Annotated in this window: 17 protein-coding genes; 14 read left to right on the forward strand and 3 right to left on the reverse strand. The window is 37.4% G+C overall.

The annotated features are described in order from the left end of the window. Positions 1–66 precede the first annotated feature (66 nt). Positions 67–735: a peptide-methionine (S)-S-oxide reductase MsrA gene (gene msrA, locus AC3RVF_RS14040; protein ID WP_489691860.1), complete on the forward strand. Its 669-nt coding sequence runs from the start codon at positions 67–69 to the stop codon at positions 733–735. Between the two features lie 39 nt (positions 736–774). On the opposite strand, the gene AC3RVF_RS14045 is transcribed toward msrA, so the two are convergent. Then, positions 775–1581 (reverse strand): class I SAM-dependent methyltransferase, encoded by an 807-nt coding sequence (locus tag AC3RVF_RS14045; RefSeq protein WP_489691861.1) that lies wholly within the window; start codon positions 1579–1581, stop codon positions 775–777. A 159-nt stretch (positions 1582–1740) separates the two neighbouring features. On the opposite strand from AC3RVF_RS14045, the gene AC3RVF_RS14050 reads away from it, so the two are divergent. Together AC3RVF_RS14050 and AC3RVF_RS14055 are read left to right on the forward strand one after the other, a co-directional pair. Beyond that, positions 1741–1899: a lmo0937 family membrane protein gene (locus tag AC3RVF_RS14050; protein ID WP_489691862.1), complete on the forward strand. Its 159-nt coding sequence runs from the start codon at positions 1741–1743 to the stop codon at positions 1897–1899. 42 nt (positions 1900–1941) lie between these two features. Then, positions 1942–2073, forward strand: coding sequence for a hypothetical protein (locus tag AC3RVF_RS14055; RefSeq protein WP_489691863.1), 132 nt, complete (start codon positions 1942–1944; stop codon positions 2071–2073). A gap of 62 nt (positions 2074–2135) precedes the next feature. On the opposite strand, the gene AC3RVF_RS14060 is transcribed toward AC3RVF_RS14055, so the two are convergent. Further along, complete coding sequence (locus tag AC3RVF_RS14060; RefSeq protein ID WP_489693622.1) at positions 2136–2408, reverse strand: GNAT family N-acetyltransferase; 273 nt, start codon at positions 2406–2408, stop codon at positions 2136–2138. Positions 2409–2501: 93 nt separating this feature from the next. Here AC3RVF_RS14060 and AC3RVF_RS14065 point away from each other — a divergent pair, with 93 nt between their 5' ends. The 11 genes from AC3RVF_RS14065 to AC3RVF_RS14115 all read left to right on the forward strand — a co-directional run bounded on the left by AC3RVF_RS14065 (position 2502) and on the right by AC3RVF_RS14115 (position 14287). After that, positions 2502–3203 (forward strand): hypothetical protein, encoded by a 702-nt coding sequence (locus tag AC3RVF_RS14065; RefSeq protein WP_489693623.1) that lies wholly within the window; start codon positions 2502–2504, stop codon positions 3201–3203. Between the two features lie 53 nt (positions 3204–3256). Continuing rightward, on the forward strand, positions 3257–4522 hold the full coding sequence (gene kynU / locus AC3RVF_RS14070) for a kynureninase (protein ID WP_489693624.1): 1266 nt from the start codon (positions 3257–3259) through the stop codon (positions 4520–4522). A 94-nt stretch (positions 4523–4616) separates the two neighbouring features. Then, positions 4617–6023, forward strand: a complete 1407-nt coding sequence (locus tag AC3RVF_RS14075) for an FAD-dependent oxidoreductase (RefSeq protein ID WP_489693625.1) — start codon at positions 4617–4619, stop codon at positions 6021–6023. A gap of 109 nt (positions 6024–6132) precedes the next feature. Then, positions 6133–6588, forward strand: a complete 456-nt coding sequence (locus AC3RVF_RS14080; RefSeq protein WP_489691868.1) for a RidA family protein — start codon at positions 6133–6135, stop codon at positions 6586–6588. A 72-nt stretch (positions 6589–6660) separates the two neighbouring features. Further along, positions 6661–7272 carry a hypothetical protein gene (locus tag AC3RVF_RS14085; RefSeq protein WP_489691869.1) on the forward strand — a complete coding sequence of 204 codons (612 nt, stop codon included), beginning with the start codon at positions 6661–6663 and terminating at the stop codon, positions 7270–7272. A 2-nt stretch (positions 7273–7274) separates the two neighbouring features. Beyond that, positions 7275–8720: an aldehyde dehydrogenase gene (locus tag AC3RVF_RS14090; RefSeq protein WP_489693626.1), complete on the forward strand. Its 1446-nt coding sequence runs from the start codon at positions 7275–7277 to the stop codon at positions 8718–8720. Positions 8721–8898: 178 nt separating this feature from the next. Next, the gene (locus AC3RVF_RS14095) at positions 8899–9684 is read left to right on the forward strand and encodes an SDR family oxidoreductase (RefSeq protein ID WP_489691871.1); all 786 of its coding nucleotides are present in this window, start codon (positions 8899–8901) and stop codon (positions 9682–9684) included. 57 nt (positions 9685–9741) lie between these two features. Further along, positions 9742–10827 (forward strand): amidohydrolase family protein, encoded by a 1086-nt coding sequence (locus tag AC3RVF_RS14100; RefSeq protein ID WP_489691872.1) that lies wholly within the window; start codon positions 9742–9744, stop codon positions 10825–10827. Beyond that, positions 10827–11972 carry a hypothetical protein gene (locus tag AC3RVF_RS14105; protein ID WP_489691873.1) on the forward strand — a complete coding sequence of 382 codons (1146 nt, stop codon included), beginning with the start codon at positions 10827–10829 and terminating at the stop codon, positions 11970–11972. The genes AC3RVF_RS14100 and AC3RVF_RS14105 overlap by 1 nt, the downstream gene beginning before the upstream one ends. Positions 11973–12078: 106 nt before the next feature. Next, positions 12079–13635 (forward strand): peptide MFS transporter, encoded by a 1557-nt coding sequence (locus AC3RVF_RS14110; RefSeq protein ID WP_489691874.1) that lies wholly within the window; start codon positions 12079–12081, stop codon positions 13633–13635. 10 nt (positions 13636–13645) lie between these two features. Then, the gene (locus AC3RVF_RS14115; RefSeq protein WP_489693627.1) at positions 13646–14287 is read left to right on the forward strand and encodes an O-methyltransferase; all 642 of its coding nucleotides are present in this window, start codon (positions 13646–13648) and stop codon (positions 14285–14287) included. Positions 14288–14308: 21 nt separating this feature from the next. Here AC3RVF_RS14115 and AC3RVF_RS14120 read toward each other — a convergent pair whose 3' ends face one another. Next, positions 14309–14596, reverse strand: a complete 288-nt coding sequence (locus tag AC3RVF_RS14120) for a twin-arginine translocase TatA/TatE family subunit (RefSeq protein ID WP_489691876.1) — start codon at positions 14594–14596, stop codon at positions 14309–14311. Positions 14597–14863 lie beyond the last annotated feature (267 nt).

A 14863-nucleotide genomic window follows, 5' to 3' on the forward strand; every position in this document is an offset into this window, starting at 1 on the left:
AGGCTTTTTTTGTACCTTAAATGCAAGGTTTTTATTTTATAAAAGACCAACGTCAAAAAAAAACGTATGAAAAAGATAACAGTTTTAATCGCAAGTATTCTTCTATTTTCTCTTCAAGCTGCTTGCAAACCTTCCAATGATTCTAAGAAAGAAGAAGCTTTGGCACTAAAAGAACAAACTCCAGTTCAGACGGACGCGGCAGATGGATTAAAAAAAGCCTATTTCGCCAGCGGATGTTTCTGGTGTGTAGAAGCAGTATACGAAAGTGTAAACGGAGTTAAAGAAGCGGTTTCTGGTTATAGCGGAGGTAAAACAGAAAACCCAACTTACAAAAATCACGCAGACCACGCCGAAGCGGTAGAGGTTATTTATGATCCCGCAGTTGTAAGTTTCAGCCAATTGGTAGATGTGTATTTTGCTTCACAAAACATTACGCAAGTAAACGGACAAGGACCAGACCACGGCGCCTCTTACCGTTCCATCGCATTTTATCAAAATGATGCTGAAAAGAAAATAATTGATGAAAAAATAGTCACATTAAGCAAGGAATTAGGCGGAGATAAAGTGGCGGCACAAGTTTTACCGTTCCAAAAATTTTGGGAAGCCGAAGCTTATCACCAAAATTACGAACGCAACAATCCCGGAAATCCATATATCCAGAATGTTTCCATCCCTAGATTGAATAAGTTTAAGGCAAAACTACCCGAGTTGTTAAAGAAAAACTCTGGACATTAAATTTCACTAAAATCATATATTTTTAAAAATTCCACAGCTTCAAACTGTGGAATTTTTTATTGCTTTTACTTCAAAAATCAATGGATAAAGCTTGTCTTTAAGCTCAAACATGCCTTCCTCATTTTTCACCAAACCCGGAAAAATATCATAGGGCGAGGCGTCGTGTTCTTTTAAATATTGAATTTGAAGTCCCGCTTCTGAAAGCGACGTAATTACTTCACCCAAACTGTGATTCCAACCGTATTCCTTGCTTTTCATTTTTGAAGATGCATCGGCGTAAGTTCCTTCATATTCTCCATAAATAGTATCCTTTTGATGGTAGCCGTATTTCATAACGGGTGGAGAAACAGTATAATCAAACATCCAAGCAATTGGATGAAACTCCACAATATAAAAGAAACCTCCGGGCTTTAATCTCTCTGAAATCATTTTTGCCCATGGTCTTAAATCTGGCAGCCAACCTATAGTACCGTAGCTTGTAAACACGATATCGAATTTTTCTGAAACATATTCCGAAGTATCCAAAACATTGCAACAAACAAATTTTGCGTCAAGCTTTAATTCTGCATTTAATTGCTGTGCGAGTTCAATTCCGTCATCAGAAAGATCAACGCCAGTGCATTTGGCTCCCATTCTAGAAAGGCTCAACGTATCTTGTCCAAAGTGACATTGAAGATGAAGAATGCTCTTCTCTGAGATATCGCCTAAAGCATTCAATTCGTATTTATTTAATGAAGTTTCACCCTTTTTGAAATTTTCCAAATCGTAAAAATCACTCTTCGCATGAACTGCGACTTTAGTATTCCATGTTTTCCTATTAGTTTCAAATTTTTCTGAATGATCCAAAATATTAGTTTTTGATAAAGGTATATAATTAACTCAAAAAACACATTTACTAATGCTTTTCACATTTATGAACTGTTTTCGTTAAACATCGGTTAAAAATTTAAAAGATATTTGCTTTTATTGTAGTTTTAATCACACTAACATTTAAACACTAACATCATGGGTGACATCATTTGGTTAATTGTAGTACTCCTTATTATAGGATGGCTCGTAGGTTTTTTCGGTTTCGGTGACGCTGTAGGAAGCCTAATTCACATTTTATTGGTCTTAGCAATTATTGGTATTTTATACCGATTAGCAACCGGCCGCAGACCATAATTAAAATAAAAACTATCCATTAATTATTAAACTCAAACTATTATGAAAAAGGTATTTTTAATTTTATTTGCAGCAGGATTAGTAAGCACTAGCTTTATTAGCTGTAGAGAAAAGGAATCAGTAGGAGACAAAATTGAAGACGTAGCGGACGATATAGAAGACGCCGTTGATTAATAATACAAAACATTTAAAACAAAAGCCCTTTCAAGAAAATTGAGAGGGCTTTTAATTTTGGCCTATTCGGCTACAATAGATTTCCATTCAGGATGCCTTTCAATGTAATTTTTAGTAAAAGCGCAAACGGGATCTACTTTTAAACCCCGAAGTTCTATTTGCAATAAAACTTTCTCGGTCATTTCGCTGGCCACACCTTGTCCTTCAAGTTCTTTTGGCACTTCGGTATGGTTAAGAGATAAGATGCCAGGCTTCACAGAATATTCAATAATGGCTTTGTAGCCATTCTCTTCGGCCTCAAACCGATGCTTTTCTTTATTATCAATCACTCGCATACCAATCAGAAGTTATATTGTTTCTACAGATTAAAAATACAAAAAATATGAAAGCCAAAAGTATTCCTTACTTTTACAAGAAACATATTTTTTATGAAAATTACTATCACTCTTTTATTTACATTTTTCACTTTTATAAGCTGTAATAACACTGAAAAATCTACTTCGAACGAATTATTGGAAGGTAATAATTCACTTCAAAAAACAGATATTCGGTATAAAATTGCAAAGGCCAACGGCTTTCAAAATTGGAAAGACGTTTCAGAAATTGCGTTTACATTCAACGTAGACCGGGGAGAAAATCATTTTGATCGCTCTTGGGTTTGGAAACCAAAAACGGGTAATGTGCTAATGAGGACCGCCACACAAAATGTTAGCTACAACCATTCAAATATGGACAGCATTATCATGAAAACCGATGCTTCTTTTATTAACGATAAATATTGGCTATTGGCACCTTTTCAATTAATTTGGGATGAAGGTATTACGATTTCTGAAAAGGAAAATGTTGTCGCTCCAATTTCCAAAGACACGTTAAACCAACTTACAATTGTTTACAAAAACGAAGGTGGATACACTCCAGGCGATGCCTACGATTTTTTTTATGATAAAAATTTCAAAATAAAAGAATGGAATTATAGAAAAGCAAATACCGAAAAACCTTCTATGACTACCACTTGGGAAGATTATGAAAACTTCAACGGAATTGAAATTGCAAAAATGCATAAGGATAGCACAGCCGGTTTTAAGCTGTATTTCACCAACATTTCAGTGAAAAAAGAAACTGAAAATTAAACGAATATAAATTCCTATTTTTGTAAAAAGCCTATAAAATACAACGTATCCAAATGTTCCAAAACTCTTTAGAATACGCAAAAACACAAGACGCCGAAGATTCTTTGGCCTCTTTCAGAAATAAATTTCACATTCCAAAAAATGCTTCAGGCGAACCGCTTATTTATCTCTGCGGAAACTCACTTGGTTTACAACCAAAAATTACTGCAGAATACATAAAAGAGGAACTTACAGATTGGGCAAATTTTGGTGTGGATGGGCATACCGAAGGTGAACATCCTTGGCTACCGTATCACGAGTTTTTAGCCGAAAACATGGCGAAAATCGTGGGCGCAAAACCCTCGGAAGTAGTTGTAATGAACACCCTTACAACCAATCTTCATTTAATGATGGTTTCATTTTACCAACCCACAAAAACCAAATATAAAATTGTAGTGGAAAGCGATGCTTTTCCGAGCGATAAATATGCCGTTGAAAGTCAGTTGAAATTTCACGGAATAGACCCAAAAGATGGCTTAATTCTTTGGAAACCCAGAAAAGGCGAAGAACTTTGCCGATTTGAGGATTTGGAAGAAATAATGAAAAACCACGGAGATGAAATTGCTTTGTTAATGATTGGTAGCACCAATTATTACACGGGTCAATCTTTTCCACTGAAAAAAATAACAGAACTGGGGCATAAATACGACTGTATGGTCGGTTTCGATTTAGCGCATGGTGCGGGAAATATCCAGCCAAATCTGCACGAGACGGGAGCCGATTTTGCTGTTTGGTGTTCTTACAAATATTTAAACAGCGGCCCCGGAAGTTTGGGCGGCAGCTTCGTTCACGAACGCCACGCAAATAACGAAAACCTAAATAGATTTGCGGGTTGGTGGGGTCATAATAAAAAAACACGTTTCAATATGCGCCATGAATTTGATGCACTTCCCGGCGCTGAAGGATGGCAATTAAGCAATCCGCCAATACTTTCAATGGCTGCAATTCGTGCTTCTTTAGACACGTTTTCCGAAGCAGGTTTTGAAAATATTAGAAAGAAATCTGAAAAACTAACGGGCTATTTAGAGTTTTTGTTGGACGAAATGAAAAATGATTCAATTAAAATTATAACTCCACGTAATCCAGACGACCGTGGCTGCCAGCTTTCAATTCAAGTTAAAAATGCAGACAAAAGGTTACACACTAAACTCACCGAAGCTGGTGTAATAAGCGATTGGCGCGAGCCCGATGTAATTCGCGTTGCCCCTGCCCCACTTTACAATAGTTTCGAGGATGTGTTTCGCTTTTCGGAAAAATTAAAAGAAGTTTTAAAAAATTGACTCAGGACTGATTGACATAAGACGTAAGACTCATACTCTGCAATATTTGTCCTACGTCTTAAGTCTTTCCGTCCAATGTCCAACGAAATATTATATGAGTAAAAACCATAATATACTTATCATCGGCGCCGGCCTTTGCGGAAGTTTACTCGCTTTGCGAATGGCGCAACGTGGCTATCAAGTTACTTTAGTAGAAAAGCGTCCCGATTTACGAAAAATCACACAAGACGCCGGACGCTCCATTAATCTCGCCCTAAGTGATCGCGGACTTCGCGGTTTGCGTTTAGCGGGAGTTGAGGAAGCTGCTAAAAAGCAATGTATCCCAATGAATGGGCGCATGATTCACGACAAAGCAGGAAACACATTTTTGAGTCCGTATAGCGGTCGTAAAGATGAATATATCAATTCCATTTCTCGACCTGGCTTAAATATGCTGCTGTTAGATGAAGCGGAAAAAATGACGAATGTAAGTATCATTTTCAATCAGAGTTGCGAAAGTGTTGATTTGGAAAATGCTTCGGCAACTTTTAGAGACTACAATTCCAAAGAAAAAACTACGATTACTGCAGATATTGTTTTTGGAACCGACGGCGCAGGGTCTTCAGTTCGCAAAAGTATGTTCGATAGTCATAAGTTTCTTTTTAGTTTTTCACAACAATGGCTTAGTCACGGTTATAAAGAACTTGAAATTCCAGCAGCTGAAAATGCTATATACCGAACTTATAAAAACGCTTTGCATATTTGGCCACGTGGCGAAGATATGCTCATTGCGCTCCCAAATCTAGATGGAAGTTTTACCGTAACACTGTTTCTTCCGTATGAAAACAGCGAATATTGTTTCGCGAATTTGACCACTCCAGAAATGGTGAACGAATATTTCAAAAAGGAATTTCCAGATGTAGTAGAAATGATTCCAAACCTTTCCGAAGAATTTTTCAATAACCCAATTGGTCCACTCGGCACTGTAAAATGCGCTCCGTGGAATAGCTTCGGAAAAGTGCTTTTAATGGGCGATGCGGCTCACGCAATCGTGCCTTTTTACGGACAAGGAATGAATGCTTCTTTTGAAGATGTTGTGGTTTTTGACGAAGTTTTAGAAAAATACGATTCTGAAAAGGAGATAAACTGGGAAGCTATATTTAATGAATATGAAGCACTTCGGAAAAAAGACGCCGATGCAATTGCAGATTTGGCTGTAGATAATTTCCACGAAATGAAAGAACACACGGCGATGGAAATCTTTCAGAAAAAACGAAAACTGGAAACAGCTTTTGAGGCAGAGTTTCCACAAGATTATTACAGCAAATATTCTTTGGTTACCTTTAAAGAATCAATAACATATTCCGAAGCAATGAAACGCGGAAGAGCCCAAGACAAAGCAATTTTAAACCTTTTGGACGATGGTAAAATCACAGAGGAAATGTCTTTAAAACAAAAACTAGAACTAGTAAAAAAACATACCGAAGCCATCCTTCACGATGATGAAGTGGCATTTGGATAAAAATAATGGTTCTTTCCCCTTTTCAGGGGAAGGTGGATTCTAAATCGCCCAAAGCGATTTGGAAGACGGAAGGGGTAATTTCCAGTAACTAATTTGAAAAAAATAAACTATGGCTAACAATCAAAAAGATTCCAACCTCCGCGGGAATGTGGTAGAAGGAAAAGCAACGCCACGTGGCGCATATCCTCACGTAAAGCGCGTGGGCGATTTCATATTTATCAGCGGCACAAGTTCACGCTTGCCCGACAATACCATTGCAGGCGTAAATAAAATTGATGAAATGGGCACAATGCATTTCGATATTAGAGAACAAACTCGCGTGGTCTTGGAAAACATCAAGGATTATCTTGCAACCGAAGGCGCAACATTGGCCGACGTAGTTGATGTAACTAGCTTTTTAGTGAATATGAATGACTTTGCTGGTTATAATGAAGTGTATGCTAAATACTTCAATAAAGAAACTGGGCCAGCCAGAACTACTGTTGCGGTGCATCAATTGCCACATCCGCAGTTAGTGGTGGAAATTAAGGCTATGGCGTATAAACCAGTTCGCAGAAATCAGTAGCAGTATGCAGTTACAATTGAATTTATGAAGACGCTATTTACTATACTATTTTTTATTTTTTCAATCTCGACTATGTTTGCAGATGCTGGTAATACATATCGATTCAGCGTTGTAGTTGTAACAAATAGCTCAGATTCTATATCTGGCTATATTTATATTGGAAGCTATAAGGAATTTGACGTCCAAAATTACGGTAGTGATATTAAACGCTTTTTTTTAGAAGCCAAACCAATGGATTCTATTCCGATTTATCCTTTTGTTTCAACTTATAAATTAGGGTTTAGCGATGTCGATTTTACACTAAAACAAAATAAAAAAGTAGTAGCATTTAAAAACATTTCAACGATTTCCCATAGCGATATTTTGGAGTATCCGATGGGTCAACGACTTATTGAGTTAGAACCCAAAGAAATGGAACTCCTAAAATTTCACCAACCTAATGTTCAATTTGTTTATAATGAATCCTACTCAGTAATGTCAAGCTTTTTAATCCTATCCTGGAAAAAAGATAAAGATTTGCAAGAGATCCAAAGGAGTATTTCAAAAAAATTAATCGAATCAATTCCGGAAAAAAAATCTATTAATTCAGAAAACATAAAACCATTTTTCGATTATTTAAATGAACTTAAAACTAAGTTGCTTACTGAAGGCATTTTGATTTTCGAAATTCAAGGAAGTTGTTAAATATGCAAAAAATCCTAAACTACATAAACGGCGAATACGTTGAACCACTATCAAAAAAATGGTTGGACAATTATAACCCATCCAATGGCGAAGTGTATTCACAGATAGCGAATTCAAATAAAGAAGATATTGAAAATGCATATCAGGCCGCGAAAGAAGCATTCCCAAAATGGAGCAATACAACCATCGACGAACGTAGCCGTATTCTTCTAAAAATTGCAGATTTAATTGAAGAAAAATTGGTCGATTTAGCCGAAGCCGAAGCAAAAGACAATGGTAAGCCATTAAGTTTAGCACTGGCTGTTGACATTCCGCGAGCTTCTTCAAATTTTCGTTTTTTTGGTAATGCAATCACACAATTTTCCAGCGAAGCACACGAAAGTGTTGGTTTGAACACGATGAATTTTACGCTACGGCAACCTCTTGGGGTTGTAGGCTGTATTTCGCCCTGGAATCTTCCCCTTTATTTATTCACTTGGAAAATCGCCCCAGCAATAGCAGCAGGAAACACAGTAGTTGCAAAACCCAGCGAAATTACGCCAATGACGGCTTTTCTTTTAGGTGAAATCTGCACGGAAGCTGGTTTGCCAAAAGGTGTTTTAAATATTGTTCACGGCACTGGACCTTCCGCAGGGCAAGTGATTGTGGAGCATGAAAATATAAAAGCAATTTCATTTACTGGTGGAACAAAAACTGGCGAACACATTGCCCGAACCGCTGCGCCAATGTTTAAAAAACTCTCGTTGGAGCTTGGCGGAAAAAACCCAAATCTCATCTTCGCAGATTGTGATTATGAAAAAATGCTGGAAGTAACTGTTCGTTCTTCTTTCGCCAACCAAGGTCAAATCTGTCTTTGCGGCAGCAGGATTTTTGTTGAAAAACCTATTTATGAAAAATTCAAAAAAGATTTCGTTGAAAAAGTAAGTCAGCTTAAAGTTGGAAACCCTTTTGATGCGAAAACAAATATGGGTGCTTTGGTTTCTAAATCACATTTAGAAAAAGTAGAATCTTACATAAAACTCGCTGAAAAAGAAGGTGGAAAAATCCTTTTTGGCGGCAATAGAGTTACGGTGAAAGATTTCGAAAACGGTTATTATTTAGAACCAACGGTTATCGAAGTTTTTGACGATCAGTGCCGAGTAAACCAAGAAGAAATCTTCGGACCAGTTGTAACTATTATGCCTTTTGAAACCGAAGAAGAAGCATTGCAAATGGCAAACTCCGTTAAATACGGCTTATCCGCTACGCTTTGGACTTCAGATTTAAATCGCACAATGCGCATTTCAAAACAAATTGAAGCGGGAATTGTGTGGGTGAATACTTGGCTAAACCGTGATTTACGCACGCCTTTTGGAGGAATGAAAGACAGCGGCGTAGGCCGTGAAGGTGGCTTTGAAGCGCTTCGGTTTTTTACGGAGGCGAAGAATGTGTGTATTAAATATGAATAAGCCCCCTAACCCCCGAAGGGGGAATGGAAAACAAAATCGAACTTGAAATCGAAAAACGAATACTGATTACTGATTACTGAACACTAAAAAAAATATCCCCGAGCGCAGTCGAGGGGTTTTATTTGAAGACAAATAATGATTAAATAGGTCTCGACTGTGCTCGACCTGACAAGAAAATATGAATATAGATTTAACAGATAAAAATGCATTAGTATGCGGCAGCACCGCCGGCATAGGAAAAGCTACAGCTATACAATTAGCCAAACTTGGCGCTACGATAACTTTGGTTGCCCGAGATAAAGAAAAACTCGAAGAAACGTTAATTGAACTTGCACACGACAAAGGCCAAAAGCACAATTATTTTGTGGCAGATTTCACCAAACCCAAAGAGGTAAAAAAGAAAGCTGAATTGGCAGCTTCAAGTAAGACTTTTCATATTCTGGTGAATAATACCGGCGGACCAAAAGGTGGGCCTATTTTTTCTGCTGGAACGGACGAATTTGAAAAAGCATTCTCCATGCATTTAATTTGCAACCAGATTTTGGCGCAAGCAGTTGTTCCGGGAATGAAAGAGGCGGATTACGGTCGCATAATAAATATTATTTCTACTTCGGTAAAACAACCTATCGATGGGCTGGGCGTAAGTAACACTATTCGTGGTGCCGTTGCCAGTTGGAGTAAAACTTTGGCTAATGAGTTGGGACAATATGGTATAACTGTAAACAATGTTTTACCAGGTTTCACTGCTACAGACAGATTGGAAGATATCGTTGGTAACGCAGCAAAAAAAATGAACAAAACTGAAAAAGAAGCTAGCGAGTTTATGCAAAGTCTAGTCCCTGCACGACGCTTTGCGCAACCTGGTGAAATTGCCAACGCAGTCGCTTTTTTGGCGAGTGAAGCTGCCAGCTACATAAACGGAATAAATCTTCCGGTAGATGGAGGACGCACCAAAAGTTTGTAACTTTATACTCAATTAGAGAATTAATTAATGAGATCTCCGCCTTTGCGGGGAATAAATATGAGACGAAAACTACGCATTAACGGCCATTCACACCTTCTTCCTTATCCCGAGGAAATTCCACAGTTTATGCAGGACAAAGGAATTTTTTGGGTTGATAAAGATCGAAAATTTATGCTTCAAAAAGATTGGAGCCGTCCTGTAACCGACTCTAGTTTCTTTTTGGACGAAAAATTGGAATGGATGGACCGTTTCAAAATAGATCACGCCGTGGTTTTGAATCTTTCTCAACTCTATGGAAATGGTTTGCGTGTGGAAGAAATGAAACAAGCGCTTCGTTTTCAAAACGATTTTAATGCTAAGGTACAGCACGACCATCCCTCCAAATTTACCTGCGGTTTTGTTGTGCATCCAGGTTTTGTCCGCGGTGCATTATGGGAAATTGAGCGTTGTGTGGAAACTTTAGGGCTTCAATTATTATGTTTGCCAACCCACTATATGGATACCATTGGTACTTGGCGCTGCATTTTTGACGAAGAAAATGAGCCTATTTTTGAATTGGCTTCAAAATATAACCTCGCTGTTGAAATTCATCCCTATGACGGTGAAAAATTTATAAAACTTGAAAATACCTCTTGGCGATTTCATCTAATCTGGATGCTGGCACAATGCGCAGATGCCTATCACTTTTTAACTTTGAATGGCTACGCAGATAAATACCCAAATATGCGAACATGTTTCGCCCACGGCGGACAATTAGCGCAAATTAATTTGGGAAGAAGAATTCAAGGTTTTGATGGACGTCCCGATCTTTTTGAAGGAAAAACACATCCACGAAAAGCTGTGGGGCACAAAAATATTTTCTTCGATACGCTATTACACGATACTGGCGGCTTGGAATTATTGGTGAAAAATCAAGGAAGCAAACAAGTGCTTATGGGCCTAGACGATCCGTATCCGTTAGGCGAAATGGAAAGCGCAGTGCAATCTTCCTATCCCGGAAAAATTTTAGATTTGGCCGTTGAGCAAAAGATTATAACCTCTGAACAATGTGATGACATTTGGGATAAAAATGTTATTCAATGGCTTTGTGGCGATGATGAAGCTGCAAAAGATAAACTCGTTAAAAGAATTCTTGGTGAATAATGACCGAAGTAGCCAAATTTTATATCCTTTCTCATATCTGTATCGCTTTTCTGGGCGGGGTTTTGCTACTTGCACTTTGGTTCAATATTCGGGCGCGTTTTAGCCAACTTTTAGAAGAAGACGATTCGCAGAAAAGAGTGGACAAAGGAATGCTTTACCTAAGTTTTTCTATGTTTATTTGGGTAATTTCTGGATGTTGGATTTATTGCGGAACCGTTTTCAATTTTACGGAAACACAAGGGTACCAATTAGGAATAAATCTATTTTCTATTGTCAATAACATGTTTCTGCTTTTGGCGCTTTTTTACTTCTATTACGCTCCGGGATTTATTTATCACAACAAAAAAAACATTAAGAAAATTGTTGTCGTTATTGTTTTCACTTCAATTGTAACCTTTGCGCTTCCTTTCATTTTAAAAGAAAATAATGTAATAAACGGGATCCACATAAGCGGAATTCCAGATTTATTAATCTCTGCTTTTCTCTCGTATATATTGGGAATTTCCTTCTACAGAACGTTTGTATATCGAGGTTTAAAGATTATCGGCTATATTTCTGTTTTGGTAATGCTGCTAATTTTTGTTTCGCAGATTTCTGAAGTTTTCTTGACTTTCGGAAATGATTTCAGCAACAATTTCATAAAAATAATCGCAAAGACTTCGTTGATTTCAATCTTTTTAGTTTTGGCTACAACGTGGGTAATTAGGCTTGCAAGCATGCCAAAGCCAAACGAAATTACCATTCACTTTATGGATTGGGGCTTGGTGAAATTGAACATTCCAACCAAAAATATTTACGACCAAACTATTGATTTCGGGTCCAAAACCACGCAGTATAAAAACCTGCTGAAATTTGCCATTAGAAGAAAATATACGGAAGGCGATTTGCAAACCATTCCTGTACATCTAGGAGGCGAAATAAAAAACCAAACTTACCTTACCCGAATAATCGAAAACATCAACGATATTCTTCAGCTTAACACTACACAAAAACTAGATCGGCGCGATCTTTTCACCTTTATTGGCGAAAGTAAATACAGACTGCGTATTGTCCCGAATAATATTTTAATCGATAAACGATTGCTTGAAGAATTCTCCGAAAGTGCCGAAAACAAAGATTACAAAGCCTTTTGTAACTCATTGTAACCGCGTACACAATTAATCACAATCCGCTATTTTTTAATATAATTTAAAACAGAGAAAGGCTCCATTTATAATCTGTTCTACATTGCCCCAAATTAAAAACCCAACTATGAGCAATGTAATTTCTGAGGCGGAACAACCTCAACTTTTTGGCCACCCTAAAGGACTTCTTTATCTGTTTTTCGCCGAATTATGGGAACGTTTTTCCTTCTATGGAATGCGCGCTCTTTTGGTGCTTTATATGACCAAACATCTTTTATATGATGACGATATGGCCTTTGGCGTTTACGCCGCTTATATGTCGCTAGTTTATGTTACGCCAATGATTGGAGGGATTTTAGCCGACAAGATATTGGGTTACCGGAAAGCCATTATTCTTGGCGGTATTTTAATGGTGTTTGGTCACTTTTTCCTTTCAATTGAAATGCCTATTTTCTTTTATGGTTCGCTCGGATTGATAATTGTTGGTAATGGATTTTTCAAACCAAATATTTCGTCTTTCGTAGGTGAACTTTACGCCCAGGGAGATGCTCGGCGCGATTCAGGATTCACTATTTTTTACCTTGGAATTAATTTAGGTGCCGCTATTGCACCACTTTTATGCGCGTGGTTCGCGATTACTTACGGCTGGCATTACGGTTTTGTTTTGGCAGGAATTGGAATGGTTACAGGGCTTTTGGTATTTAGAAATGGATTGAAAAATAATGTCTTTGGAAATAAAGGTCATGTACCGAATCAGGAAATTTATGACCGCAAATCGTTTGGATTAAATCGAGGAAAATTGATTGTTTTGGCGGCAGTTGCATCAGTTGGAGTTTTTGCAACTCTTGTTCGCTTTAATGAATTTGAAGGGTATCTGGTTTGGATTGTTTCTGCCTTTTTGGTTTTCTATATTGGTTACATTATTTCTACAGTCAGCTCAAAAGAAAAGAAGCGATTATTAGTCGCCGTTTACTTTACAATTTTATACACTTTGTTCGCCGCAATTTTTGAACAGGCTGGTAGTTCACTAACACTTTTTGCAGATAGAAATGTGAATTTAATTGGTATGGATGCCGCGGGTACAAATAGTATAAACGCGGGGTTCATTATTCTTTTCGCCATTCCGTTTTCAATGCTTTGGACCTATTTAAGCCGAAGAAAAGCAAATCCAAATTCTGCTGTAAAGTTTGGGCTTGGGCTGCTATTTCTCGGTCTCGGTTTTATTGTTTTTGCACTTTCTGCGCATAGTGTAGACAATTTTGCAAAAACCTCGATGAGTTATTTGGTAATTGGTTATTTGGTTTTAACCATAGGAGAATTATTTTTATCTCCAATTGGCCTTTCAAAAATGACGGAGCTTTCACCCATAAAATATGTAGCTTTTATAATGGGGGTTTGGTTTTCGGCGAACTTTTACGGACACTTTTTTGCCGGAAAAATTGCGAAACTGACTACCGTTTCCGATAGTGGTTCAAATGTTTTTTCAGAAGGAATTTTCGGGACAATCACGGAATACATTACTGGCTTGACACCACAGATTGCTTCGGGACAAAGTGAGGGATTTCAACAATTGTTTTCGTACGTTTCTGTTTATGCAAGTTTTGGCGTAATTAGTATGATTGTGGGTATATTTGCAATACTCATTTCGCCAATTATAAAAAAGATGATGGTCGGCATTCACTAAAAATTTCAAAATGGATTTTCTTCCCGAAAAAATAAACGATTACGTAGAAAAACATTCGCAACCCGAACCGGAATTACTTGCAAAACTAAATCGTGAAACTTGGCAAAAAGTACTAGTACCACGAATGTTGAGCGGCCATTTACAGGGACGTGTTTTGAGTATGCTATCTAAATTAATGCAACCAAAAAATATTCTTGAAATTGGCACTTACACAGGGTATTCCGCTCTATGTTTGGCTGAAGGAATGCGGGAAGATGGTGAATTGCACACTATTGACATCAACGAAGAATTGGTAGATTTTCAGCGGAAATATTTTGATGAATCTCCTTTCGGAAAACAGATTTTTCAGCATTTAGGGAATGCTTTGGAAATAATTCCGAAGCTCGATAAAACATTCGATATGGTTTTTATTGATGCCGATAAAAGCAACTACCCAAACTATCTGGAAATAATTATTCCGAAGCTAAAAAAAGGCTCGGTTATTTTGAGTGATAATGTGCTTTGGAGTGGAAAAGTGGTTGAAAAAGTGAAAGCTGATGATATTGATACAAAAGCGCTGATTCAATATAATAAATTATTAAACGAGCATCCACGACTTGAAACTGTATTGCTTCCTATCCGCGATGGATTAACTATTTCTCGTGTTTTATAGAAATATTAAACAGATCAAAATTTAGAACTTTCTTTTAATAGGGCCTGTAACCTCATCAACATCTTCTTTAACTTGATCTATCTGTTTTTGGACGTCGCTGGTAATGTCTATATCAATCCCCTGTTTTTCGGCACTTTTAGTGATTTCAGATTTTATATCGTTCGTAGCATCTTTAACCTGTCGCATTGCTTTACCCAAACCACGGGCAATCTCTGGCACTTTATCTGCGCCAAAAACCAACAGAATCATAAACATGATGAACCCTATTTCGGCACCACTAATAAAAAGAAAAATTGCCTGTGAAATCATGATGCAAATATAGTAATGAGTTATGAGTTATTGGTGTTGAGCGAAGAGTTTTTATGAAACTAAAAGTTTTATGAGATTGATTGAATTTAGAAGATACGGTTAATTGATTCGCCTTATGGAATCTTCGGAATTAATGGTTTATTTGTAATAATAGTACATTGAAGGACTACTATTTTCAACGTTATGATTGACCCAAAATTTTAAAATTAATTTTGCTTAATCACAAACTCGGCAATCACACTTCCAAATTCTTGCAGTATGTGGCGG

The sequence above is a fragment of the Aequorivita sp. IT1183 genome (genome assembly GCF_058068265.1).

What these genes read in the sequence shown, in the direction of transcription:
- AC3RVF_RS14060 (WP_489693622.1), bottom strand. Translation starts at nt 2,408, where the DNA reads ATGCGAGTGATTGATAATAAAGAAAAGCATCGGTTTGAGGCCGAAGAG.
- AC3RVF_RS14050 (WP_489691862.1), top strand. Translation starts at nt 1,741, where the DNA reads ATGGGTGACATCATTTGGTTAATTGTAGTACTCCTTATTATAGGATGG.
- AC3RVF_RS14055 (WP_489691863.1), top strand. Translation starts at nt 1,942, where the DNA reads ATGAAAAAGGTATTTTTAATTTTATTTGCAGCAGGATTAGTAAGCACT.
- msrA (WP_489691860.1), top strand. Translation starts at nt 67, where the DNA reads ATGAAAAAGATAACAGTTTTAATCGCAAGTATTCTTCTATTTTCTCTT.
- AC3RVF_RS14075 (WP_489693625.1), top strand. Translation starts at nt 4,617, where the DNA reads ATGAGTAAAAACCATAATATACTTATCATCGGCGCCGGCCTTTGCGGA.
- AC3RVF_RS14110 (WP_489691874.1), top strand. Translation starts at nt 12,079, where the DNA reads ATGAGCAATGTAATTTCTGAGGCGGAACAACCTCAACTTTTTGGCCAC.
- AC3RVF_RS14090 (WP_489693626.1), top strand. Translation starts at nt 7,275, where the DNA reads ATGCAAAAAATCCTAAACTACATAAACGGCGAATACGTTGAACCACTA.
- AC3RVF_RS14115 (WP_489693627.1), top strand. Translation starts at nt 13,646, where the DNA reads ATGGATTTTCTTCCCGAAAAAATAAACGATTACGTAGAAAAACATTCG.
- kynU (WP_489693624.1), top strand. Translation starts at nt 3,257, where the DNA reads ATGTTCCAAAACTCTTTAGAATACGCAAAAACACAAGACGCCGAAGAT.
- AC3RVF_RS14120 (WP_489691876.1), bottom strand. Translation starts at nt 14,596, where the DNA reads ATGATTTCACAGGCAATTTTTCTTTTTATTAGTGGTGCCGAAATAGGG.
- AC3RVF_RS14080 (WP_489691868.1), top strand. Translation starts at nt 6,133, where the DNA reads ATGGCTAACAATCAAAAAGATTCCAACCTCCGCGGGAATGTGGTAGAA.
- AC3RVF_RS14065 (WP_489693623.1), top strand. Translation starts at nt 2,502, where the DNA reads ATGAAAATTACTATCACTCTTTTATTTACATTTTTCACTTTTATAAGC.
- AC3RVF_RS14095 (WP_489691871.1), top strand. Translation starts at nt 8,899, where the DNA reads ATGAATATAGATTTAACAGATAAAAATGCATTAGTATGCGGCAGCACC.
- AC3RVF_RS14105 (WP_489691873.1), top strand. Translation starts at nt 10,827, where the DNA reads ATGACCGAAGTAGCCAAATTTTATATCCTTTCTCATATCTGTATCGCT.
- AC3RVF_RS14100 (WP_489691872.1), top strand. Translation starts at nt 9,742, where the DNA reads ATGAGACGAAAACTACGCATTAACGGCCATTCACACCTTCTTCCTTAT.
- AC3RVF_RS14085 (WP_489691869.1), top strand. Translation starts at nt 6,661, where the DNA reads ATGTTTGCAGATGCTGGTAATACATATCGATTCAGCGTTGTAGTTGTA.